The 23,288-nt window shown below is 62.5% G+C and carries 18 protein-coding genes and 1 other RNA gene; 11 read left to right on the top strand and 8 right to left on the bottom strand.

Annotated elements, in window-relative coordinates; all coding sequences use genetic code 11:
- Positions 1-246: 246 nt before the first annotated feature.
- From D5261_RS19585 to D5261_RS19550, 8 genes are all read left to right on the top strand, one after another.
- Positions 247-1,197, top strand: a complete 951-nt coding sequence (locus D5261_RS19585; protein ID WP_119324140.1) for an ABC transporter ATP-binding protein — start codon at positions 247-249, stop codon at positions 1,195-1,197.
- A gap of 39 nt (positions 1,198-1,236) precedes the next feature.
- On the top strand, positions 1,237-2,019 hold the full coding sequence (locus D5261_RS19580; protein ID WP_119324141.1) for an ABC transporter permease: 783 nt from the start codon (positions 1,237-1,239) through the stop codon (positions 2,017-2,019).
- Between the two features lie 2 nt (positions 2,020-2,021).
- Positions 2,022-3,407, top strand: a complete 1,386-nt coding sequence (locus D5261_RS19575; RefSeq protein WP_119324142.1) for a tetratricopeptide repeat protein — start codon at positions 2,022-2,024, stop codon at positions 3,405-3,407.
- A 43-nt stretch (positions 3,408-3,450) separates the two neighbouring features.
- Positions 3,451-3,718: signal recognition particle sRNA large type (gene ffs / locus D5261_RS19570), an RNA gene on the top strand.
- 129 nt (positions 3,719-3,847) lie between these two features.
- A complete protein-coding gene (dnaX, locus tag D5261_RS19565; RefSeq protein ID WP_119324143.1) occupies positions 3,848-5,869 on the top strand; it encodes a DNA polymerase III subunit gamma/tau in 2,022 nt (673 codons plus the stop codon).
- Position 5,870: 1 nt separating this feature from the next.
- Entirely contained in the window at positions 5,871-6,218 is a 348-nt protein-coding gene (locus D5261_RS19560; RefSeq protein WP_165864556.1) for a YbaB/EbfC family nucleoid-associated protein, read from the top strand.
- Between the two features lie 5 nt (positions 6,219-6,223).
- Positions 6,224-6,826 (top strand): recombination mediator RecR, encoded by a 603-nt coding sequence (recR, locus tag D5261_RS19555; RefSeq protein ID WP_119324145.1) that lies wholly within the window; start codon positions 6,224-6,226, stop codon positions 6,824-6,826.
- Positions 6,827-7,439: 613 nt separating this feature from the next.
- On the top strand, positions 7,440-10,493 hold the full coding sequence (locus D5261_RS19550; protein WP_165864557.1) for a protease pro-enzyme activation domain-containing protein: 3,054 nt from the start codon (positions 7,440-7,442) through the stop codon (positions 10,491-10,493).
- Positions 10,494-10,604: 111 nt separating this feature from the next.
- On the opposite strand, the gene D5261_RS19545 is transcribed toward D5261_RS19550, so the two are convergent.
- Complete coding sequence (locus D5261_RS19545) at positions 10,605-11,228, bottom strand: SanA/YdcF family protein (RefSeq protein WP_165864558.1); 624 nt, start codon at positions 11,226-11,228, stop codon at positions 10,605-10,607.
- A 91-nt stretch (positions 11,229-11,319) separates the two neighbouring features.
- Between D5261_RS19545 and pdxS the strand changes: the two genes are divergently transcribed.
- Complete coding sequence (pdxS, locus tag D5261_RS19540; RefSeq protein ID WP_119324148.1) at positions 11,320-12,210, top strand: pyridoxal 5'-phosphate synthase lyase subunit PdxS; 891 nt, start codon at positions 11,320-11,322, stop codon at positions 12,208-12,210.
- Between the two features lie 79 nt (positions 12,211-12,289).
- Here pdxS and D5261_RS19535 read toward each other — a convergent pair whose 3' ends face one another.
- The 7 genes from D5261_RS19535 to D5261_RS19505 form a co-directional block, all read right to left on the bottom strand.
- Positions 12,290-13,702 (bottom strand): ankyrin repeat domain-containing protein, encoded by a 1,413-nt coding sequence (locus tag D5261_RS19535; RefSeq protein WP_119324149.1) that lies wholly within the window; start codon positions 13,700-13,702, stop codon positions 12,290-12,292.
- A 48-nt stretch (positions 13,703-13,750) separates the two neighbouring features.
- On the bottom strand, positions 13,751-17,542 hold the full coding sequence (locus D5261_RS19530; protein ID WP_301002098.1) for a PA14 domain-containing protein: 3,792 nt from the start codon (positions 17,540-17,542) through the stop codon (positions 13,751-13,753).
- A gap of 13 nt (positions 17,543-17,555) precedes the next feature.
- The gene (locus D5261_RS19525) at positions 17,556-18,056 is read right to left on the bottom strand and encodes an ExbD/TolR family protein (protein WP_125206415.1); all 501 of its coding nucleotides are present in this window, start codon (positions 18,054-18,056) and stop codon (positions 17,556-17,558) included.
- Entirely contained in the window at positions 18,053-18,478 is a 426-nt protein-coding gene (locus D5261_RS19520; RefSeq protein ID WP_165864688.1) for an ExbD/TolR family protein, read from the bottom strand. The genes D5261_RS19525 and D5261_RS19520 overlap by 4 nt, the downstream gene beginning before the upstream one ends.
- The gene (locus D5261_RS19515; RefSeq protein ID WP_119325179.1) at positions 18,475-19,092 is read right to left on the bottom strand and encodes a MotA/TolQ/ExbB proton channel family protein; all 618 of its coding nucleotides are present in this window, start codon (positions 19,090-19,092) and stop codon (positions 18,475-18,477) included. Before D5261_RS19515 ends, D5261_RS19520 begins: the two co-directional genes overlap by 4 nt.
- Positions 19,093-19,095: 3 nt before the next feature.
- Positions 19,096-19,767, bottom strand: coding sequence for a MotA/TolQ/ExbB proton channel family protein (locus D5261_RS19510; protein ID WP_119325178.1), 672 nt, complete (start codon positions 19,765-19,767; stop codon positions 19,096-19,098).
- A gap of 110 nt (positions 19,768-19,877) precedes the next feature.
- Entirely contained in the window at positions 19,878-21,137 is a 1,260-nt protein-coding gene (locus D5261_RS19505; RefSeq protein ID WP_119325177.1) for a M48 family metallopeptidase, read from the bottom strand.
- Between the two features lie 53 nt (positions 21,138-21,190).
- Between D5261_RS19505 and D5261_RS19500 the strand changes: the two genes are divergently transcribed.
- On the top strand, positions 21,191-22,360 hold the full coding sequence (locus tag D5261_RS19500; protein ID WP_119325176.1) for a hypothetical protein: 1,170 nt from the start codon (positions 21,191-21,193) through the stop codon (positions 22,358-22,360).
- Positions 22,357-23,268: a 4-(cytidine 5'-diphospho)-2-C-methyl-D-erythritol kinase gene (gene ispE / locus D5261_RS19495; RefSeq protein WP_119325175.1), complete on the top strand. Its 912-nt coding sequence runs from the start codon at positions 22,357-22,359 to the stop codon at positions 23,266-23,268. Before D5261_RS19500 ends, ispE begins: the two co-directional genes overlap by 4 nt.
- The last annotated feature ends 20 nt before the right edge of the window (positions 23,269-23,288 follow it).

Below are 23,288 nucleotides of genomic sequence, written 5' to 3'. Positions count from 1 at the left end.
ACCGGAAAAACGGGCGCCTGTTCGTTGACACCAGACCAGACGCGGTGTATAATGACGCGGCTTTGTAGCCCGAAGACCCCGGAATACCTCGCAGATCTGCGGTATTCTGGAGAAATTCGGTAATTTCCTCAAGGATTGGCGACAAAGTGCGCGAAATTACCGTACAGTTATAGCGTGCGGGCATGCGTCGGTCGCAGGATTTGTCGCAGCCGACATTCACACAGAGGGGTGCAATAATAGTTGACTATGGCAAATGACGGATACGCCAAAGCGATCGAGATAAAAAATCTCGTCAAGAAGTACAAAAGCGTGGTTGCCGTCAACGACATCAGTCTTGATGTCTATGAAGGCGAGATCTTCGGATTCCTTGGCCCGAACGGCGCGGGCAAAACCACCACGATCAAAACCCTGCTGGGCTTGATCTTCCCGAGTTCCGGCGATGTGCGCGTGCTGGGTAAGCCCGCAGGCGACATTGACGTCAAACTCAAAGTCTCTTATCTTCCCGAAAGTCCTTATTTTTACGAGCACATGTCCGCGCGTGAAGTCGTTGGCTTCTATGGCAGCCTGTTCGGCCTGACGGGAGCGGCGAAAAACAAGCGCGTCGACTATCTCCTGGATCTTGTCGGCCTTCAGAAAGACAGCAGCAAGCCGCTGCGCGCTTTCTCCAAGGGTATGCTCCAGCGCGTCGGCATCGCCCAGGCGCTGATCAATGACCCCAAGCTCCTTTTCTTCGATGAGCCCACGTCCGGTCTTGACCCCGTCGCCCACCGCGATATCCGCGACCTGATCGTTCGCCTGAAGAACGAGGGACGCACGATCTTCCTGTCCTCGCACCAGTTGTCCGACGTTGAGTTGGTCTGCGACCGCGTTTCCATTTTGAATCGCGGCAAGATCCGCCGACTTGGCAGCGTCGGCGAGCTGATCGCCGGCGGCAACGTCGAGATCATCGCGGAGAATGTCGTGGCGGACGACGCACAGCTTGCGAAGCTTAAAGCGCTGACATCGAACGTGTCCGATGTCAACCATAAGCTGATCATCACCACCAGCGCCTCCAACGTCAGCAAGAACAATGTTCTGGACTGGGTTCGAGCCAATAAAGGCGACGTGATTTCCGTCACGGAGACGCGCCGTTCGCTGGAAGACATTTTCTATGAGACCGTGCGCGAAGGCGACGCCAGCGCGATCGTCGGCTCTTAAAATTATCTCGCAAAGCTGCCTGAGGAAATTCACGCGATTATGAGCACCATTTGGTTAATAGCCACCGGGACTTTCGGCGAAGCAATGCGCCGGAAGATTCTGAACGTATTTCTTTTCGTCGCGATCGCCCTGATTGTCATGGCGTTCGCCTTTACGTCGTTTTTGCCCCGCCAGGAACTCGTCCTGATCAAGAGCCTCGGCCTGGGCGTCATCGGCCTTGCCGGCGTTTTCATCAGCGTCATTCTGGGAATCAACTTGATTCCCAATGAGATCGAGCGCAGGACGATCTATACGATCCTCTCGAAGCCGGTCCAGCGCTATGAATTTTTGCTCGGCAAATTTTTAGGCGGTTTGATGACGGTTCTCTCCAACATCGCATTGATGGGCATTGCGTTTCTGCTGCTCATCACGATCAAGGAGCACCATTTCAACGTCGATGTCCTCAAGGGCATTATGATGATTTTCTTCCAGCTTGTGATCGTCGGCGCGCTGGCGCTGTTCTTCTCCGTCTTCCTCTCGCCCTTCGTGAACTTCTTCCTGACGTTTGCAGTCTATCTCCTGGGAAGTCTGTCGTCCGTCACGGAATCCCTGGCGAGCGACCCGGATCATAAGAAGAACCCGCTTGTCGTCGCCTTCTTCAAGCTGGTCCATGTGGTGGTTCCGAACTTTGGAAACTACAACATTCAGAACCCGATCATCCATCCGGACGTCCATATCGCCAATGAGGCCCTGTATATCACGCAGAATATTCTTTATGCTGTTGTCTACACAGGCATCCTCTTGATGATCGCGGTCTTGATCTTTGATCGCCGCGAGGTGTAATTATGCTGTCCAAGACACAACGGTCCGCCCTGCTGGCCTTTATCTTGCCGCTGTTTCTCATTGTGGCGTTCCTGCAAATCAAGATCGACCCGATGCGACACAAATACGAACCATCGGACGTCCAGACGGGCGACGCCGTTAAGGGACTGCCGATCGAGTTCGCGCTGGGAGCCTTCACTGGTTTCCGCGAGGCCGTCGCCGGCCTTCTGTGGGTCCGTACCGACGAGTTCTTCCATACCGGCGATTATGAGGCGATCACGCCGATGATTCGCATCATCACATGGCTTGACCCGCACTTCATCGACGTCTACGAGACCGGCGCCTGGCACATGGACTATAACTTCACCGACACCGACCAGCGGTCGGATCGGCGCTATATTCCATTGGCGCTCGCGCTGATGCGCGAAGGCATCAAGAACAACCCGGACCTTCCGGAGCTTTATTCAGATTTGGCCTTCACGCACTACTATCGCAAGATCACCGACTTCAACAAGTCCCGCGAGTATTACGAAGCGGGCCAGAAGAAGATCCTGGAGATCCAGGACGCCTACAAAAAAGATCCGGGCAACGCGGACAAAAAGGCCGCCGCGCAAGCGGCCGCTCTGGATGTCACCACCCTCGGGCATGGCCTTGCGCATACTTACGAAGCGCTCGGCATGACGGATCAGGCGCTCGCGCAGTGGCAGTACTGCCTCGACGCCCATAACGCCAACATGGCGGCGGGCTTCGGCGGCCAGTTCGGCGAGGCGTCCAGCGCTCAGAATGTGGCGAAGCAGATCAAGGAATTGACCCTGCGCCGCAAATGGCGCGCCACGATGCTCCAGCCGCCGGTCGACATGCACTTCGACGCGCAGCTGGTTCGCGTCGCTCCCAAGGTCTTCGAGATGCGCGGCAAGCTGGACGCGATCGGCGCGAAGTCGTTCGTTCTGGAAACCGGCGCGCACGAATGGGGTCCGATCGACGGAACCCGTATCGAGATCCGGCTTCAGGACGATGGCTATCAAACGCCCGTCATCAACAACTTCTCGCTCAACTCGCTTCAGCTCGATCCGAACCTGACGATCATGCAGGATTCGGCGTCCGTGCGCAACGGCGCGTTCAAGCGCAAGATCGACATGAGCAAGGATCCGGAGATGTACTCCTTCACGGCGCCGAAATACACGGTGACCATGTGGTTCAATCCATCCAGCCATGCCGACACCCCGCCGAACGTTCAGGACCGCATCGGATGGCGCGGCGAAGGTATGACGGACTCGCGTTATTTGGATACATCGGGTATAGTTCCTGGTGACACCAGCGGGCCGCAGCCGGGTCTGCGCCTGCTGAAGAAGACCTTCACTCTGACCCGAGACGACGTTCTCGGCCAGGGCCAGAAGGTGTTCGAATAAACACTTGCTCTTCCCGGTATTTACCGGGAGGAGAACGATTTGGCCGTGCTAGGTGGGGCGGTTCCGGTGCCCTATTCTCCAAACCCGGGTTATGGGAGATTGAATTCCCGCCTTCGGGGCGCTCCTTTACGGTTCTGGCGTACGTACGCGGTGTTGATGGACGGACCCAGCGCAACGGACAAGCTTCGAACCTCGTCAGGTCGGGAACGAAGCAGCGATAAGGAGTCTTGCCCGTGTGCCGCTGGTGCTCTGACCGGAGCTTGCGGCGTTACGTAACACGTGGAGGAACGACTTCAACGGCAGGTGCACGGCCAAAATACTTCAGCGCTCGCTGCTGATCAAAAACGCGCGGCGAAAGCCGTTACGATGGACCCTTCCGAAATGTCGGAAGGGTCCATCGCTTTCTTGGGGCCCGCCAAATCGGGTATAATTAAGGGCTCATGGCATACGTTTCCCTCTACCGAAAATATCGCCCGCAAAACTTCGAAGACGTCGTGGGACAGGCGCACGTCACCACGACGCTCAAGAACGCCGTCTCGGCCGGACGCGTCGCCAGCGGATACCTGTTCTGCGGCACGCGCGGAACCGCGAAAACGACCTGCGCGCGCATTCTCGCCAAAGCCCTGAACTGCATCGGCCCAGATGGAGCGAATACCCTGCCGACGCCGGAGCCGTGCGGCCAGTGCGGACCGTGCAGGTCCATCGCGGCGTCCAACTTCGTGGACGTACTGGAGATGGACGCGGCGTCGCACGGAAAAGTCGACGATGTGCGCGATCTGGTCGCCAGCATCAAATTCCCGCCGATGGAGGGCCGGTACAAGGTCTATATCATCGACGAAGCCCATCAGCTCTCCCGCGATGCGATGGACGCTTTTTTGAAGACACTGGAAGAGCCGCCGGACCGCGTTGTCTTTATCCTGGCGACCACGGAACTCGAAAAGCTTCCTATCACGATCGCTTCGCGCTGCCAGGTCTTTGAATTCAAACGCGGCACGATCGCTCAGATCTCGCAGCGGCTTTCGCAGGTGCTACAGGAGGAAGGCGTCGCCGCCGAGCCGCAGGCCACCGCCCTCGTGGCCCGCGCCGCCGACGGTTCCTACCGCGACTCGCTTTCACTGCTGGAGCAGGTCCTCGCCTACAAGCGCGAAAACGTCACGGCGCACGATGTCAGCCTCGTGCTCGGCACCGTCGATGAAGACGTTCTGGCGCACACAGTCGGCCTGCTGGCCGCGTCCGACGCCGCCGGCGTCTTTGAACTGGCGGGAAGCGTCGTCGCGTCGGGCAAAGACATTCGGCAGTTTCTCAAAAGCCTGTCGGGACGCCTGCGCGATATGCTTTATTTGAGCGTCGGCGCCCCCGTCGCCACGGCCGACGGCCTGGATGACAGCGCGACCGTGCGAAAGCAAGCCGCGCAGTTCGCCCCGGCGGACTTGCTGCGCGCGCTGGAGATCATCTCGGACGCCGAACGGGAATCGCGCTTTAACAACCAGCACCGTCTTCTGCTCGAGATGACATTGCTGCGCCTGGTTCGCCTTCCGTCCAGCCCCGCCGCCGTCGCCGCCGAGCCCGTGGCGCGCATTGCGCCGGCCCCAGTCGCCGCTCCAGCCGTCAAGCCGATCGCGGCGGCGCCTATCGCGACCACGGCGCCCGTTGCCCAGCCCATCGCTCCAGCGCCCACGCCGCCCAGAGCCGCCGCCCCGGAAGCCCCCTCCCCCGCGCCGCAGCCTGTGCTCACTGTCGAAGCCGTCGCCCCCGTACTCGCGGGGTCCCCTTTGGACAGCGATCTCCTGGCCGACGAGCTTGTAGACGACGAGCCCGAAGAGATGGATGCGCTTCTGCCCGGCGACGATATCGTGGACATCCTCCCCGGCGACGAGCAGGCGGCCGACGAAGGCGGCGACAGCGCCCTTCCCAGCCTTTTCACACCGTCGATCGATATCCCCGAGGAAGACGAGGAGCCTGAGGATCTGCTGCATGTGCAAACCGTAGCCGTCACCGAGCCGCCGCCGCCCGTCGTCCCGACGCGTCCCGCTCTGCCGCCCGATGCGCATCCGGATCTGCTGCGACTGCAAAAAGCGTGGCAGGAAGTCATCAACCGCATGGGAACGCGCTCGCCTTCCGGAGCGGCCCATGTGCGGGACGCTTCGCCGATCGCGATTAGAGAAAAGACGATATTATTACAATTCACAGGAAGATTCCATTACGAACGAATGGAGAGCAGTGAGAAGGGCCGCAAAGCTCTTGAAGATATCATCAATAAAACGCTCGCCTTAGAGCCCGGAACGTACAAAATCAAGTGTACAATGCAAGGAGAGAACGCCGGAATTCGCGCCACGCCGCCGGAGCCAAGCAAGCAGGCCCCGCGCGTGATCGAGGAAGCGCCGGAGTCCCCCCTGATGGATGAAGTGATCGCCGTATTCGGCGGTCGCGTGTTAGATGAAGAAGGATCGAAAGGATATTAAAATGGCGAACCCATTTGGAAAGCTGCCCGGCGGCCTGGGCGATTTGATGAAGCAGGCTCAGAAGGCAATGTCAGACGCGAAAGTCATCGAAGTCGAACTGGCTCAGGCGCGTGTGGAAGGTCAGGCCGGCGGCGGTCTGGTGAAGATCGTGGTGACGGGCAAGTGTGACGTCGTGGAAGTGAAGATCGCCAAGGAAGCCGTCGATCCCGATGATGTGGAGACGCTGGAAGACTTGATCACCGTCGCTGCCCGCGAGGCCATCGAAAAGGCGAACGCCCTGCGCGAAGAGAAACTGAAGAGCGTCATGCCCGCCGGCATGGGCAACACGCTGCCCGGCGGCTTTTTCTAGGCATTATGGCGGCATACTATCCCAAGCCGATCGCACGGCTCGTCGGCGAATTTGAAAAGCTTCCGGGCATCGGTCCTAAGAGCGCGCAGCGCCTCGCCTTCCATATCATGAGGATTCCGGAAGACGAGACGCGCGCTCTGGCGGAAGCCCTGCTCGCGATCCAGGGCAGCATCCGTTTTTGCAGCATCTGCTTCAATTATTCGGAAGGCGATGTCTGTGATATCTGCGCCAATCCTCGGCGCGACCAGACCCATCTCTGCGTCGTCGCCGAGCCTCGCGATCTGATCGCGATGGAAAAGACAAACGAATACAAAGGCGTGTACCATGTTCTCCAGGGCGTCATCTCGCCCTTGGAGGGCGTCACGCCCGACCGCCTCAAGGTCAAGGAGCTGCAAGCGCGGGTCGCGGACGGCGGTTTCAAGGAGATCATCCTGGCGATGAATCCCACGGTCGAAGGCGACACGACCGCCATGTATCTGGCGAGCATCCTCAAGCCTCTCGGACCGCGCGTCAGCCGCATCGCCCACGGCATGCCGGTCGGCGGCGACCTCGATTACGCCGATCAGGCGACCCTCATTCAAGCCCTGGAGTGGCGGCGCGAAGTCTGACCCCAGACTTTCCGCCGCTCTCGGATAGCGCCATCCGCCAATCACCCCGTTTATTCGCTTTTCCGCCGGGACTGCCTGATCCCAACACCATCATCACTCATCGCCGACGTGAAATCACGGCGGAAATCCAAATTCCTCCAAAACTCTGAAATTTGCGCGTTTGGCGATTGATTTTGTTTTGAGAGTCCCTGTTTATGATGATCTATCCAGTCGCGAACACAGGCTTTGGGACGCGAATTATTCAGGGAAAAAATCCCGAATTGCGTTGTCCCAACTTATCCCAAAAAACCCGCGATATTGCTGGTATGCACGGTGACAGTAAGTCTAAACAACCACAATTCCATGAATGACGTTTTCCTTGATTTTTCATGTTATAATAGGAAAGTTTCCGTGTCCAGCTAAACGGCGCTCCGTGCCGAAACGCCGCTTGGCCGGGCACGGTATCCCAAATGCAACCTTCCCGCGACCATACCTGATCAGGTAGAAAGCCACCGCCATTATGTTCGCCCTCTTTTCTGCGCGAAGTGCGCGCAGTACTGGCCGGCGCCGCGCCGGCTCCTGCCGGAGCCCCTTATCGCTCTTGCTTTTCCCCGCTTTGCTCGCGACGGCGCAAATGAGTAATGCGGCCCCGCTCCCGTCGTCGGTGCTGCCCAGATCTTTGGCGTACTCCCACGCTGTCGGCGCGGTCAGCAGCACGCAAACCGTCAATCTCGCTCTGGGATTGCCCGTACACGATCAGCAGGGTCTGGATGACCTGATCAATCGGCTGTACGATCCCAAAGATCCGCTTTACGGAAAATATCTCAAGCCGGCCGAATTTGCGCAGCGATTTTCTCCGACACAAGAGCAGTACGACGCTCTGGCGGCCTACTATCAGGCGCGTGGCTTCCAGGTAACGGGACGCCATGCGAACCGCCTGTTGCTGGATGTCTCCGCCCCGGCTTCCGTGGTGTCGTCCACATTCGGCGTCAAGCTAGGCTACTATCAAGAGCCCAGCGGCCGCGTCTTTTACTCCGCGGACCGTGAGCCGGAAGTCCCGACGCCAAGCGGCGTTCCGGTGGCGACGGTCATTGGACTGGACAACGCCGCCGTCATTCAGACCTTTCATCGCGCTCTCAGCCCCGTGGACCGCATGACGGTCACTCCGTCAATCGGCACCGGCCTTGGCGGCGGACTATCGCCGTCCGATATCAAGCACGCATACAGCCTGGATAGCGTGACGCAGACCGGTACGGGGCAAAAGCTGGCCCTAGTTGAGCTTGACGGCTACGATCCGGCGGACGTCACAACCTACGAGACGACATACGGCCTCACTCATGTCCCTCTGCAAGATGTCTCCGTGGACAATGCGTCCGGTCCGCCCAACAGCCCGGACGGCCAGGGCGAAGTGACGCTCGATATCGAGCTGCAAGCCGCGCTGGCGCCCGGCGCCGCCAAGATTTTGGTTTATCGCGGTCAGCCCACGGTTGTCAGTTTGGCGAATACGTACGCCGCAATCGCCGACGACAACTTGGCCCCCTCAATCAGCTGCTCGTGGGGCGTCGGCGAGGTCGTTTCGGCGTTCTCGTTCTTCAACCAGGAGCGCGCCATATTTCAGCAGATGGCGACCCAGGGACAGTCGTTCTTCGCCGCATCTGGAGACTCCGGCGCATATAACGATGGGGCTGACCTCAGCGTCAGCGACCCGGCGTCCCAGCCCGAGGTTATTGGCGTCGGCGGCACGACGCTCGCGCTGAACGGAACCGACTATGGCGCCGAATCCGCGTGGGGCGATCCCAGCGACAAACGCCGCAGCCAATTCGGCGCGGGCGGCGGCGGCGGCGTCAGCGCACTCTGGCCCAAGCAGTCCTATCAAACGGGCTTTGGAATCTCCAGCACCGCGCGTAACGTCCCGGATGTCTCGCTGGACTCCGACCCTAACACTGGATACTCGATCTATTTCCAGGGTCAATGGACGGTCTTTGGCGGCACAAGCTGCGCGGCCCCGCTTTGGTCGGCTTACGCCGCCCTGGTAAATCAGAAGCGTGTCGCCGATGGCCGAACCACACTGGGTTTCGCCAATAAGGTGCTCTACCCGATCGCGCTGACGAACAGCTACTCGACGATTTTCCACGACATCAACGACGGCTCGACCAACCTGTTCTATCCCGCAACCACGGGATACGACAACGCGACCGGCCTTGGATCGTTTATTGGCAATACCCTGTTCGCCGCGCTCGCCCCGCCCCTGATCCCCGCGCCCAACGCTCCGACCGGCGTAAGCGCAACACCGGGATCCGCAGTTGTCCTTCTGAAGTGGACGGCTGTTCCGACTGCAAAGACTTACACTGTCTGGCGCGCCAATGTCAGCGGTGGTCCTTACGTTCAATACGGCGCCACTACGTTGACGTATTACTACAGCCCGGGAGTAGTCAACGGCACACGATATTACTACGTTATCACCGCAAGCAACGAAGGCGGCACCAGTCCGAATTCGGCGGAGGTTTCCGCAGTGCCCGCTTCGGCCGGCGGCAGCCTGGTCAGCCTTGTCATTCCGGTCAAAATTGCGGCCGGCGTCCAAACCTACGGCACAGTCACGCTCTCAGCTCCGGCGCCCGCCGGCGGCTCCGGGATTCATCTCTCCAGCACCAACCGGAGCGTGCTGCTGGTGGATGGTCAATTAAATATTCCAGCGGGCGCAACCTCAGCGAGCTTCGCCATTCGGACACTCATGGTGAACTCGCCGGTAAACGTCAACGTTGCCGCCAGCCTGGATTCTACGGTGCTGATCGCTCCCACGACTGTGCTTGTAGCCGCTGTTCCCGCCAGCCTGACGATTGCGCCGAACCAGGTGATCGCCGGCGTACGCCCTACAGCGACTGTAACGCTTTCCACGGTCGCTCCGGCGGGCGGCGCGCTAGTCACACTGCTAAGCAGCGATACGAACTCGGCAGGCGTATACTATGGTGTTGTCGTTCCAGCGGGAGCAACTTCGGCGACCTTCCCGGTCACCACGAAGTTTGTCGCGAGCACCAAGGTCGTCACGATTACGGCGGCGTCGAATGGAGTGACCGTTGGCGCTAATCTGACGATTACTCCGGCGCCGGCCCTGCTCAGCATCGCGCTCGATAAGACGTCGATCATCTCGGGAACGCGCGCCACGGCCACCGTGACGCTCACCGCTCCGGCAACACCGGGCGGCGTAATCGTCAACCTTGCCAGCGATACGAGCTCCGTCACGGTCTTGAGCGCCATTAAGGTTCTGGAAGGCGAGACAACCGCATCCATTCCCGTGGTGAGCCACACTGGCTACGCAGCGATCGGCGCGAAAATCACGGCGACCCTGCGGGACACCAGCAAGACGGCGACGCTCAATGTCACGCTCCCCGTGGTGCTGACCAGCCTGACGATTGCGCCGACCTCCGTGGTGGCGGGAGCCTCCGCGACGGGTACCGTGCAGCTCTCCTATGCGCCGACGGCGGATACGCTCATCACGCTGACCAGCAACGTCTCCGGCGTTAAGGCCTTCAGCAGTGTGACCGTTCCGGCGGGCTACACGACGGCAAACTTCTCGATCACGACAAAGACGGGCATGACGCCGGCGTTAGCGACGATCTCCGCGACCCTCAACAGCGTCTCCAAAACGGCGACACTGAATGTGACGGCCGCCGCAGCCGCCAAGGGCTAACAAATCTGCATCGTCGATCTCGCAAGAAGATCGACGATAATCGATCAACCAAGAGAAGGGCCGAACTGCGCGCAGCAGTTCGGCCCTTCCCTCATTCGACAGCCACGGCGATTACCCCACCCCATCCAGCCCATGCTCTTTGGCGCCAAGGTACTTTGGCCGCGCATGCGTCACATTCACATCGATCCAGGCGCGCTCGGTGGAGAAGATTTCGCGGGCGTCAAAGAATTGTTGCCCTAAGTATTGCTGTCGATCGGCGGCGAGGCCGGTCACCGTCAGTCCTAGTTTTCTCCCGGTGTAGAGCGCTCGGTAAAGGTGGTAGGTTTGCGTGACCAAAATCGCGCTCTTGACGCCGAACACGTCCCGCGCGCGATAAAGGCTGTCGTAGGTGCGGAAGCCGGCGTAGTCGCACACGATATCTTTGGACGGGACGCCGCGCCGAACCGCCGCTGCTTTCATCGCCTCCGGCTCATTGTATCCGTTGCGGCCGTTGTCGCCCGTCATCAGTAATTTCTTGACTTTGCCCGCGCGGTAAAGATCGACCCCGGCGTCTACCCGATCGGACAAAATCGGGCTCAAGGAATCGCCGCTGTATCCGGCGCCAAAGACGATCGCCACTGGCGCGGGCGGCGTACTCGCGACGTCGCGGTAGATCGGCTGTCCTTCCCGGCGAACTTGATTCCAGATTGCGGCGCCGGTCGCCCCGGCGCAGGCGAGCGCGATTGCTCCGGCCATCAGCGAGCGCCGAAGCCGCGCCGCATTGCGGGGAGAGGGGCGTTTCAGGTAGAATAGAGGAAAGTTGTACTTTAGAAGAGGATTTGGTTTCATGGCTCAAGAATTGAAGTCGACGTGGGCGGCCAAGGTTGGCCTCGCGGAAAATCTGAAGGGCGGCGTCATCATGGACGTCGTCAACGCCGAACAGGCGGCAATCGCCGAAGAAGCCGGCGCGGCGGCGGTCATGGCGCTGGAGCGCGTCCCCGCCGACATCCGGCGCGACGGCGGCGTCTCCCGCATGTCCGATCCGAAGATGATCAAAGGCATCATGGCGGCGGTCACAATCCCGGTCATGGCGAAGGCGCGCATCGGACACTTCGTCGAAGCGCAGATCCTGGAAGCGCTCGGCGTGGACTTCGTCGACGAGTCGGAAGTGCTGACGCCGGCCGACGACGCCTTTCATATCGATAAACATGCTTACAAAGTTCCCTTTGTCTGCGGCTGCCGCGATCTGGGCGAAGCCCTGCGGCGCATCGGCGAAGGCGCGGCGATGATCCGCACCAAGGGCGAGGCCGGCTCCGGTAACGTCGTGGAAGCCGTCCGCCACATGCGCACGGTCCTGGGCGGCGTCCGCCGCATCCACGCCATGCCGTTCGAGGAGCTGATGACCGAGGCCAAGAACCTCGGCGCTCCCTACGACCTGGTCGTGGAGATCCACCGCACCGGCAAGCTGCCCGTCCCGAACTTCAGCGCCGGCGGCATCGCCACCCCGGCCGACGCCGCTTTGATGCGCCAGCTTGGCGCCGAAGCCGTATTCGTCGGCTCCGGAATCTTCAAGTCCGGCGACCCAAAGCGCCGCGCCAAAGCGATTGTCGACGCCTGCACGCACTTCGACAACCCCGAGATCCTCGCGGAGATTTCGGCGGACCTTGGCGAGCCGATGGTCGGCATCAACCTCGATACGCTGCCCAAAGAGCAGCTCCTGGCCGGACGCGGCTGGTAGGAAAATACGGAACGGCCCGGGCGACTTTGTCGCCCGGGCCGTTTTCATGAGTATCTTACGCCGCCAAGCGGCGACTGCGTCAGGCGCGGGCGCCCGCCGACTTGAGCAGCACGGCGACGTCTGTTTTCTTTTTCCGCTCCGCCCATGTCAGAGCGGTTCGCCCCTCGGTATCCTTCGCCTGCAGGTCGGCGCCGTGCTTGAGCAGCAGTTTCAGGCAGTCGAGGTTGCCGCCAGGGACCGCCTGCATCAGCGGCGTATAGCCTTCGTCGGTCTTGTCGTTGACATTGGCGCCGGCGGCCAGCATCACGCGGATGATTTCCGGATCGCCGGAGAACGCGGCCTGCATGAGCGGCGTAAACCCTTTTGCGGTTGCGATGTTGACTTTGGCGCCCTTGGCGATAAACCGTTTGACCATCGGCAGGTTCTTGGAGAGCGCCGCGCCGAAGAGGGGCGTATGCCCTTCGGTATCGGAGTCGCTGACCTTTGCGCCGTGCGCTTCCAACTCCCGCACCACCTCGTCGTGTCCGCCGTAAGCGGCGATGATGATTGCCGTCGATCCGCCCTCCGTGCGCGCCTGGACGTCGGCCCCGCGCTCCAGAAGGAGCTTCAAAGCTGGGATTCGATTGGCGGCCGCGGACTGCATCAGCGGCGTGAAACCGCTTTTCGTGCGAGCGTTGATATCGGCGCCTTTGTCGAGCAGCGTGACGATCGTGGCGGGATCTCCGACTCCCGCAGCCACCATCAGCGCGGTGAACCCCTCCTTGTCCTTCGAGGACAGTTCGGCGCCGTGGTCGAGAAGCAGCCGCACATTCGCCGGACGAGCGCCGTAAGCCGCCTGCATAAGCGCATTGCGAAAGTGAATGTCCCGCCGGCTGACGTCCGCCTTTGCGTCCAGAAGCGTCTGCACAACCGGCGCGCCGGCGGAGAACGCGGCCACCATCAGCGCCGTTTTACCAGTATTGTCCACGGCGTCGACGATAGCGCTCTGATCGATCAAGTACTGAACGGCGTCCATATGGTTCGAATGCGCCGCCTCCATCAGTGTGGTGACGCCGGCGTTATCCGAAACGTTGACCTCCGCTTCCTTCTCCACGAGCAGTTTCATGATTGGGAGCAGCCCCTTGTGCGCGGCCTCCAGGAGAGCGCAGTCGCCGTCGGCGGCCTGAGCGTCCACATCGACGCCCTGGTCCAGAAGAAACTTGACGATACGCGCATCGCCCGCCGACGCCGCGCGCATCAGCAAGGTCGTCCCATCCGCTCCGGTAATCGCCGGACCGGACTTGGCGACGATCGCTCGGAGTTTGTCGAGATCGCCGGCCTTGATGGCGTCGGAAGCGGGCAAAAATCGCGGATCTTCCGTTGGCGTTTGCGGACCTGCGCCGGAAGCCGCCGGCGCGGCGGCGGTCGTGTCGTCCGGCGCGGCGGGCGCTCCAATAGCACAACTGAGGATCAAAGCCGCTGAAAGAAAGAGGCGATTGGCGTATAGGATCATTTTCGTCTTACTCGCTCCATGTCCGGGCTTCGGTTCGCGTCGCGCCTTTCAATAGGACGCCTTGTCCAGTTTCAGCTCTTCCTCATCGTCGGGCAGCGGATAGAAGAATGCATCTTCCGGCACGTATTGCTTTGGGGTGTGCGGGCTGGACCAGTATAGAAACACCGCCGCATCGCCGCCGTCCACTTCCAGATATTCGCACTTGAACAGATATTGCTCGCCGGCCCGGAATGTAAACTTATTGGAGAACTGCGTCAAACTGTTGGCCGACCACTCGTCGATCACCAGTTTGTGATTGATCCAGATGCGCACTCCATCGTCCGCGGCCGCATAGAACGTATACGTCTCGGATTGTCGCGCGACGATGCGTCCGGTCCAGCGGATCGTATAGTCGGTATACGCCTGAATCTTTGGTCCCGGCGAGTGCGTGGGCGTCGTCACCCAGCGATACGCCACGTTGGGATCGGCCCGAGTGAATGCGAGCGTGTCAAAGGAGCGCCCCTCATAGTACTCGCCCTTCAGGCCGGAGCCGTCGCCGACAAGCGTATTGCTGTCGGGCATGGGCGTCGCCGGCAGAGGCTGAAGGGCGCCGTTTCGAATTCCCTGACTGTTCCGGGCCAGATGCACGACCGCCGGACGCGGAGTCTCCCTCTTCACGGGCTGCGTCTTTTCGGGGTGAATGGGCTTTGCCGCCGACGCCGTTTTTTCCGGCGGAACCGCCTTGTGCGCCGGCAGCAGCGAAGGCGACTTGGGAACGCCCTTCGCGGGCGGCTGCGGCGGATCGATCACATCTCCCGGTATTCCCTGCGGCAGATGCGGGCGCGCCATGACGGTCATGGGGATCTGCCCCGCCGAGCTGGCGGAGCCGATTGTCAGCGCCAAAGGGATAGGCTTGAGACCCGTCTTGTCGGGCTGGCCCACGGGCTCCTTGACCATCTTCTGCGGCTTCGGCGATTGTGAGGCGGGCGTGAGCGGCGCGGTCCGCTCTTCCGGCCGGCGGACCGCGCGCGCGGTTTTGCCCCCCGGCGGGCTCACGACCGTGCTTTTGACTTTACGCGGAGTGGGGTCTTGGCCTTTGCTGACTCCCACGGGGGGCGCGGGAGGAAGCACCAGCGCGCCGGGAACGGTATGACCGACGATCGGAGCGTCCGGCGGCAAGTCGGCCTGCTCCGCCACCTGGCTGTCGCCATGCTCCACGCCGTCGTCTCGCCCTTGATCCCCCATCCCATTGTCACCGCCGCCGCTGCCCCCGCCTTCACCAATCCCATCGCCGCCTTCGGACTGGAGCGCCTCAAAGGCGCCGCCCTGACCGCCGCCCTGCCCGCTCCCCTCGCCTCCTCCGCCATTGCCCTCCGCGCCGCCCTCTCCAGCTCCCGTCCCGGTTCCGCTGGCCGCGCCCGCTCCGTTACCGCCGCCACTGCCTTGGCCTGCGCCTTGGCCTGCGCCTTGGCCTGCGCCTTGGCCTGCGCCTTGGCCTGCGCCTTGGCCTGCGCCTTGGCCTGCGCCTTGGCCTGCGCCTTGGCCTGCGCCTTGGCCTGCGCCTTGGCCTGCGCCTTGGCCTGCGCCTTGGCCTGCGCCTTGGCCTGCGCCTTGGCCTGCGCCTTGGCCTGCGCCTTGGCCTGCGCCTTGGCCTGCGCCTTGGCCTGCGCCTTGGCCTGCGCCTTGGCCTGCGCCTTGGCCTGCGCCTTGGCCTGCGCCTTGGCCTGCGCCTTGGCCTGCGCCTTGGCCTGCGCCTTGGCCTGCGCCTTGGCCTGCGCCTTGGCCTGCGCCTTGGCCTGCGCCTTGGCCTGCGCCTTGGCCTGCGCCTTGGCCTGCGCCTTGGCCTGCGCCTTGGCCTGCGCCTTGGCCTGCGCCTTGGCCTGCGCCTTGGCCTGCGCCTTGAGGGCCGGCATCGGTTCCCTTGCCGGCTCCATTTTCTTGCCCCTGACCACCCGACGCACCGCCAGCCTGACCACCCGACGCACCGCCAGCCTGACCACCCGACGCACCGCCAGCCTGACCACCCGACGCACCGCCAGCCTGACCACCCGACGCACCGCCAGCCTGACCACCCGACGCACCGCCAGCCTGACCACCCGACGCACCGCCAGCCTGACCACCCGACGCACCGCCAGCCTGACCACCCGACGCACCGCCAGCCTGACCACCCGACGCACCGCCAGCCTGACCACCCGACGCACCGCCAGCCTGACCACCCGACGCACCGCCAGCCTGACCACCCGACGCACCGCCAGCCTGACCACCCGACGCACCGCCAGCCTGACCACCCGACGCACCGCCAGCCTGACCACCCGACGCACCGCCAGCCTGACCGGCGTCGGAGCCGTTGTCTTGCCCGGTTCCGGCCCCTTGCGCTCCTGCGGCGTTGCCGCTGAGAGCGCCGGGCGCGTTTGCCGCCATCTGAGTGGGCGCTGTGGCAGCCGAAGTCCCGGCGCCGTCCTGCGGACTGCCGGGCGTTTGCGGCGCTGGCGTCTGCGAGGCAGGCGCTTGCGTGTCGGAGATATTCTTATCTTCACCCGGACGCGGCGCCCAGCGGTTGTACATGTCCGTATCCCATGTCCGGACGACAAATGGCGAGCGCGGACGTGGAAGATTAGAGGCTTGCTCGCCTTGCGGCTTGACCGTTTTATGGATCGGCGGACGCGGCGCCGGGCGCTTCGCCATACGGCGCCGCTCGTCATCGCTTCCCGGCTTGCCCGTCGGCTTGGGCTTGCTTGTGGTTTTGCGGCGCATGTCGGCCAGTTTCCGCACTTGTTTGCGGTCCATCTTGACCTGATGCAAATGCTGATGGCGCATAAGCTCCTGGATCTGCGCCAGCTGGTCTTCCGTCAGCGGCGGCCCGGGCGTGACCTGCATATCCTTGGGGAACGTGATGTTCAAGTTCGTCGCCAGGTTGAACTTCTGCCCCGCTTTGGGGCTCCACATCTGGATGCGCTGGAGGACGATATCGGACTGCGGCTTTTCTTTTTTCTGAGGGTCTGTGGAGGCTCGGTCCGGGGCTGCGGATTCGTCATTCTCGGAGTTGGTCTCCGAGTCGGAGTCTGAAGCTGGAAGAGTGGCTAACAGGGCGGCGCTTTGCTGGCGAAGCTGCTGTACGGCGGCCGACTGGGCGCTGAGACGGCTCCGCGCCTCGACCGCCGCCGCTTCCAGGGCCGCCGCTTTGGTTTGAGCCGCCTGAGCGGCGGCCGCACGGGAGGCCGCCATCTTGACTGCGGCGTCGGCGGAAGCCTGCGCGTACGCCAGCACTTCATTCGCGGACTGAGCCTGTGCGGCGTCCTGCGCCGCTTGTTTGGCCGCCGCTTGCGCCGCCGCCGCCTGTGCGGCCCGCTCGTCGGGCTTCGCCTGGTCCAGCGCCGCACGGGCGTCGGCCAGAGCGCCCCGCGATGCGCTGAGCTTCGCCTCCGCTTGCTGCACAAACTGATGCGCGGATTGGACGTTAGCGGCCGCCTCCAAGGCGGCGCGCTCGCTCGCCTTGGCCTGCCCCGCCGAACCAGCGGCCCGCGACTGAGCGGCGGCGGCTTCCGACTGCTTCCGCGCGAGAACACGAGCCGCCGCGTCCTGCTTCGCTTCCGCCTGACGAAGCGCCTGCGTTTCACCCGCCGCGCCCGAAGGCCGCTGGCCGGCGCCTGGTTTCGGCGCCGCCGGATGCGGCGCGGGCAGCGGCGGCAGCGGCTTGAACAGGCCGACAGTCATCGGTTTCATCCGCTCGATCGCCTCATTGCTGACGGCCGGATGCGCGTTGCTGGAACGAAGCTCATGGCTGTAGAACAGCCAGAACGCGCCGTTCAGCAGGATCGAGGAGGAATAAGCGATCGCGAGGCGTTTTTTGCGCGAGGACATGAGAGTACTTTCCTTACAAGCCTCCTGCTTGAGTGTCGGAGGCCGGGGCGCCGCCCGGCAGCGCGTGTCCTTCCTGATCGACCGGCTCCGTCGCGATCAGCACGGGAACATCCTTGCCGGTCGCCGTGCGGGCGCGGTTCAGGACGTCCATCACCCCGACCAGCGACTGGGTCGTCTGCTGCTTGCCGAGGTTCAGAACGACATCGCGCGGCGCGGCGTTTCGCAGATGATCCGTCAACGCCGCCTGGAGCGCCTGTGGATCCGAACCAAGGCGCTGCTTGCCCAGGTAGTAGTCGCCGCGCTCAGTCAGCGTCAGGATCAAATCAGCCCCGCCCGCGCCGCCGGAAGCCGCCGCCGAGGGCGGGCTATTCTTGGGGAGCGCCACGGCGATGGCGCGCATTCGCGTCATGTTAAGACTGGCGATCATAAAGAAGACCAGCAGAAAGAAGATCGTGTCGATCATCGGGATGATCTCAATCCGAGCCTTGCGCATCGGAGGGCGCGGAATTTTCAATGAGCGGCCTCCAGAGGCGACTGCGGATCGGTCGCCACCATCACGTTCTGCGCATTCGCCTGCTTGATCAGATCGAAGGCCTGGGTAAATTTGGCGATCTGCTGCGACTTATCGCAGTTGATCACCACCACGAGGCTGGGATTTTGCGCCAGCCGCGACGCGACCACCGGTTTGATCTCTCCCACGCCGGCCAGTTTTTTCTGGTCGATGTAGTAATCGCCTTCCTTCGAGATCGTCACCACCGCCTTTTCCAGCGGCTTCAGCGACGCCGTGGCGCTGGAAGGCAGATCGACATGGTGCGCCGACATCGGGATCATGGCGAGGCTGGCGATCATGAAAAAGACCAGCAAAAAAAAGATCGTGTCGATCATCGGAATGATCTCGATCCGCGCCCGTTTCATCTCCTTGCGAGGCAGTTTCATGCGCGCCTCCCGGCCAGCGTGTTCATCAGCTGGGTGGCGCGCCATTCCATCTCGGAAATGTTCTCCTTGACCCGTTCGGTTAGGAAGTTATACGCCGGCAGCGTCACAATCGCAATCGCCAGCCCCGCCGATGTGGCGATGAGCGCTTCGGCGATGCCGCCGGTAATCACGCCAGGCGAGCTCGTCGCGGCGGAGCCGACGATATGGAACGCCTTGATCATACCGGTGATGGTGCCGAGCAGGCCCAGCAATGGCGCCAGTGTGACAATCGTATCGAGCACGCTCAGGCGCTCCATCATCACCGGCATCTGGCGCAGGGCAAACTCTTCCATATGGCGCTCGATGGCGAGGCGGTCCAGCCCCTCGGCGCGCAGGCCGCTCGCCAGCATTGCGGCGACACGACCCGGATGCGCCTCGCACTCCGCAAGCGCCTCCGCGTACCGGCCGGAATGGACGAGCTTTTCCACGTCCGCGACCAGGCGCCGGTTGTCGCCCACCGTCGCGCCGATGGCGAGCAGCCGGTCGATCATCACAGCGACCGAGATGATCCCGCAAAGAAACAGCGGCCACATCATGACGCCGCCGCCGAGAAGAAAATGAACGTCCTGGGTCATGGTTTAGACCGCGCCCCCGGCTGCCGAAACTTCTCCACGGTTCGCCTTCGCGCGCAGACCGGCCAGAATGTTCAGGAGCTGCGTGGCTCGTGTCTCCATCTCGGAGATGATCTCTTTGACCTTTTCCGTCAGATAGTTATAGGCGATCAGGGTGACGATGGCGATGGCGAGCCCGGTCGCCGTGGCGATCAGGGCCTCGGCGACGCCGCCGGTGATGCCCATCGGCTGGTTCAGGCCGACGTTGCCCACGACGTTAAACGCCTTGATCATGCCCGTCACGGTGCCCAGCAATCCCAGCAGCGGCGCGATCGTGATGACCGTGTCGAGGATGCCCAGGCGCTTATACAGCACCGGCGTTTCCCGCAGCGCCAGCTCCTCCATCGCCCGCTCGATGGCGTCCGCGTCCAGATCCTGGTTGCGGATGCCGCTCGCCACCAGAGACGCCACCGGACCGCGCGTTCCCTCCGCAAGCGCCAGGGCGTCCGGCACGCGTCCCTCGGAAAGCAGGCGGCGCACTTGCTCCAGCAGGTCTTCCGTATCCGTGGCCGCGCGGCCGATGACGGACCATCGTTCGATGATCACGCCGAGAGAAACGAGCGCGCAGGCGAACAACGGCCACATCATCGGGCCGCCGTTCAGCAGAAAGCGCAGCCACCCAGCCGGGTTGAGGTCCATAACTTGTATTGCTCCATTCCAGTGACGAACGATTCGGAAAGCTCCGCACGGTCTTGAGAGTATTGGACTGGACTGGAGTCCGCTTGCTTCAAAGCGAAATGAAGCCGCCGCTATTTGAGCCCGATCGCATCGTTTACCGGCGCGAAGTGCTGCGCTTCCGGCCCTCCCAAAGTCACCTGCGGCTTCCCATCGGGGTTGTAGAGCGAAAACGACGAACGATAAATCGCCGTTTTGATATTCTTCGCCACATCGCTCGCCAGGGCCATGGGCGTCGGTTCGTGCGCGAGCGCGGCGTCGGCCGCCGTCATCGTCAGCAGGGGGCGATCTTTGATCAGCACGCTGTTTTCATTCTGGCCGATGTGGTAAATCTCCAGCCCCACGTCCATCTGCGCGTTCAGCGCCTTCACAATCGCCTGCGTTCGGGATCCATCCGGGTCGTTCAGAGTTACGCAAACAACATCCCCCAAAACAATGGATTTGGCGCCCGGCAAGGGATCGTCCTGAACGGAGAAGCGCTTGGCGTTCGTCACCGTCGCGACCGTTTTCGGCGTCACGGCAATGTCCATCTGGGCAAGCTGCGTTCCGATCGTGCCGACCCGCTCCTTGGTGAAAGGGTGATCCTGAAGGATGCCGTAGTCGATATCCACGCCATGGGATTCCTGCTCGGCGAGACGCTGCATAAACGTCAGCGCCGCCACGGGGTTATAGCCGGCCTTCTGCATCAGGATAAGGCCGCCGTGGTCGGCGTCCCGCTCGGCGTTTTCCCCGTAGTGGTTATTCATCTGGCTCATCCCGATGCCGTTCGCAGCCGTGGCGACGCTGCCCATGTCGATATGCGCCAGCGCGGCGGCGACCATCGCGATCATCGTTCCGGAGCTAAACTGGCTCTGCTTGTGCGCCAGCTCCACGCTATGATGGTGCGCGGCGTGTGTGATCTCATGGCCCAGGACGGCGGCGAGCTCATCGTCGCTGCGCACGAAGTTGAGAAGTCCCGTGTTGACGTAGACATATCCGCCCGGAAGACTGAAGGCGTTGACTTCCTTGGAATCCACGACGTTGAAATGCCAGGTGAAGGGAAAAACCCGATCGTTGCCAAACCCGTATTTGGGGTCGATCGAGATGCGGGTCGTGTTCGCGAAGGCGGCGATCTTCTGGCCGATCGTGTTCACGCGATCGAGCTGCGCCTTGTCCGTGGACAGCTTCATCTGCTTGGCGACTTCCGCCGCGACATCCGCGCCCTGCTTGGATTCGATATCCGCCTGCTTCTTGTCCTTGTCACTCAGAACGATCGTATCCGCCCGCGCCGCGCCCGCCGAAATGGCGATGACAGCGCAAAGCGCGCCCGCGAAAGTTCGTCGAAATCTCTTCATATCTCATTCGTCCTTCTGAAAAGCATCCGCCGGTGTGTTATAATATCTGCAACATGGCATACCGTTTTCAGTTCCTGATGACGCGGGCGTTGCCTGCCGCCCTCTTCACATTTCTGACGCTCGCGCCGGTCGCGGCGAAATCGCCGCCGGCCGCGCTTACCTACGATGAACTCTTAGAGCACTCGGACCAGGCAAAGTTTCAAGGAAATCCCGAAGACGCGCTGGACTACGCCGCGGCCGCGCATAAAATGCGTCCCGACGGTCTCAAAGCGACACAGGCGGTCGAGCAGCGGATCCAGGACGGCCTGCCGGACACGGTCTCCCCCGAAACCCTCGCCGCGATCCCCGTCGCCACAAGCGCCATCGGCGGCGGACTGGGGACAGTCGCCAGCGTCAGCGCGTACCTACCGTGCAAAGCGCAGGAGCCGCAGCACGACTGGACATTCGACCACGAAACGTACATCTATCTGAAACCGGCGACCGGCTCAGACGGCGAGCTCAAACTGTTCTGCCGGGTCCATTACACCGTTCCCGGCGATACGCGTCTCGCCGAGCGCATGGGCTCGCTTCTGGCGATCGCCCACCACGCCTGGGCGCAAAAGACCGGCGCGCCCACCGCGAACGCCGACGCGCCGTTCAACGTCTGGCTCTGTCGTGGCGGGCAAAGCGGCGGCGAGCAGTGGCGCGATAACCTTTATCTCTACGACCTGGACGCGCCGCGCAGTTCCATCGAGTGGATCCGCGAAATCATTCACGAGTATTCTCACCTGGCCGTTCCCGCCATCGGCGGTTACACCGACCCGGAGTACTGGGCCAACGGATATCTGGGCGAGCGTCTGATCGTGCGCTGGATCCAGCGCACGCCCGGCATGCCGGCGCTTGTGGAGTCCGCGTGGGGCGACTTCAGCGGCGCCGCGAACTTCGACAAGCTGCTGATCGATCCCGCCATCGCGCTTTACAAGAAAAACGGGCGCAGCAAGACATGGCTCGACCGGCGCGATGAGCTTGGCATGCGCTACTTCATCGGCCAGATGCTCACGGTGGACGATAAGTACGGCGCGCGCACCCTGGCCGCCGCCTTCGGCCGCCTGCCGCGCTTCCGCGAAGCCCGGGCCAGCGACATGGCGGATGCGCTGGCGGAGGTCGTCCCCGCGCAGCCCCCGGTACGGACCACGCGGTCCGCGCACAAACCCGCCGGCGATTCGGGCGCGTCCACGCCATGACCACACCGATCACTGCCCTAGCCCACGCCAAGATCAACCTCACTCTGGATGTCGGGCCGCGACGCGCCGACGGCTATCATGAGATCGAGTCGATCATGCAGACGATCGCGCTGCACGATCTCTTGACGATCACTCCGACCCCCGATGTTCCCGGCGTCGCGCTGGAAGTCCACGGTCCGGAAGCCGAGGGCGTTCCCGCCGATCCGTCCAATATCGTCCACAAGGCCGCCGTTCGTCTGCAAAAGACGGCGGCCGCGCGCGGCCTTATCCCCGGCGACCGGAGCGGCCTCCACATCATCCTGGAAAAGAACATTCCCTCGCAGGCCGGCCTGGGCGGCGGCAGCAGCGACGCCGCCGCCGCGCTGCGCGCGATCGATCGCCTCTTCGGCCTGCATCTTTCGAAATCACGCCTGACGGAGATCGCGGCGGCGCTGGGCGCCGACGTCGCATTTTTCCTGACCGGCGGAACGGCTCTGGCGCAGGGACTGGGCGAACGCATTTCGGAAATCGATCCCTGGGAGCGCCACTGGCTCATCGTCGTGAAGCCGCCTGCCGGCGTCTCCACAGCGGCGGCGTACGCCGCATTAGACGCTCAGGACGATCAGCCGGCGTCCGACAGCACCCAGCAATGGCTGGCTGACCGCACCGCCGGCCGGCCGGCCGCGCTGCATAATGACTTCACGCCAACAGCATTGGCGACGCCGGAAATTCTCACTGCGTTTATTGCTTTGACGCAATGCGCTCAGGAGCATAACACACTTGGCCCCCTGCTCTGCGGCAGCGGCTCCGCGTTATTCGTCGCAACGCGACAACAAGAAACGGCGGAGCAGATCGTGCGGGAGTTAGAGCCGCAAAATATCGGCCGCCTTTGGCTGACGGAGACTTTGGATCGGGAGGAAATGTTCTGAATACGCAGCGATTGAATACG

Source organism: Capsulimonas corticalis (assembly GCF_003574315.2).
In the GTDB taxonomy this organism is placed as follows: domain Bacteria; phylum Armatimonadota; class Armatimonadia; order Armatimonadales; family Capsulimonadaceae; genus Capsulimonas; species Capsulimonas corticalis.
Note: the sequence above shows the minus strand (reverse complement) of the source record. Positions and strands in the feature narration are given on the sequence as shown.

Coding starts and splice junctions, on each gene's coding strand:
- D5261_RS19515 (WP_119325179.1), bottom strand. CDS start 19,092: ATGACCCAGGACGTTCATTTTCTTCTCGGCGGCGGCGTCATGATGTGG.
- D5261_RS19560 (WP_165864556.1), top strand. CDS start 5,871: ATGGCGAACCCATTTGGAAAGCTGCCCGGCGGCCTGGGCGATTTGATG.
- pdxS (WP_119324148.1), top strand. CDS start 11,320: ATGGCTCAAGAATTGAAGTCGACGTGGGCGGCCAAGGTTGGCCTCGCG.
- D5261_RS19505 (WP_119325177.1), bottom strand. CDS start 21,137: ATGAAGAGATTTCGACGAACTTTCGCGGGCGCGCTTTGCGCTGTCATC.
- D5261_RS19585 (WP_119324140.1), top strand. CDS start 247: ATGGCAAATGACGGATACGCCAAAGCGATCGAGATAAAAAATCTCGTC.
- D5261_RS19530 (WP_301002098.1), bottom strand. CDS start 17,542: ATGTCCTCGCGCAAAAAACGCCTCGCGATCGCTTATTCCTCCTCGATC.
- ispE (WP_119325175.1), top strand. CDS start 22,357: ATGACCACACCGATCACTGCCCTAGCCCACGCCAAGATCAACCTCACT.
- D5261_RS19520 (WP_165864688.1), bottom strand. CDS start 18,478: ATGAAACTGCCTCGCAAGGAGATGAAACGGGCGCGGATCGAGATCATT.
- D5261_RS19575 (WP_119324142.1), top strand. CDS start 2,022: ATGCTGTCCAAGACACAACGGTCCGCCCTGCTGGCCTTTATCTTGCCG.
- D5261_RS19550 (WP_165864557.1), top strand. CDS start 7,440: ATGAGTAATGCGGCCCCGCTCCCGTCGTCGGTGCTGCCCAGATCTTTG.
- D5261_RS19535 (WP_119324149.1), bottom strand. CDS start 13,702: ATGATCCTATACGCCAATCGCCTCTTTCTTTCAGCGGCTTTGATCCTC.
- D5261_RS19510 (WP_119325178.1), bottom strand. CDS start 19,767: ATGGACCTCAACCCGGCTGGGTGGCTGCGCTTTCTGCTGAACGGCGGC.
- recR (WP_119324145.1), top strand. CDS start 6,224: ATGGCGGCATACTATCCCAAGCCGATCGCACGGCTCGTCGGCGAATTT.
- dnaX (WP_119324143.1), top strand. CDS start 3,848: ATGGCATACGTTTCCCTCTACCGAAAATATCGCCCGCAAAACTTCGAA.
- D5261_RS19545 (WP_165864558.1), bottom strand. CDS start 11,228: ATGGCCGGAGCAATCGCGCTCGCCTGCGCCGGGGCGACCGGCGCCGCA.
- D5261_RS19580 (WP_119324141.1), top strand. CDS start 1,237: ATGAGCACCATTTGGTTAATAGCCACCGGGACTTTCGGCGAAGCAATG.
- D5261_RS19500 (WP_119325176.1), top strand. CDS start 21,191: ATGGCATACCGTTTTCAGTTCCTGATGACGCGGGCGTTGCCTGCCGCC.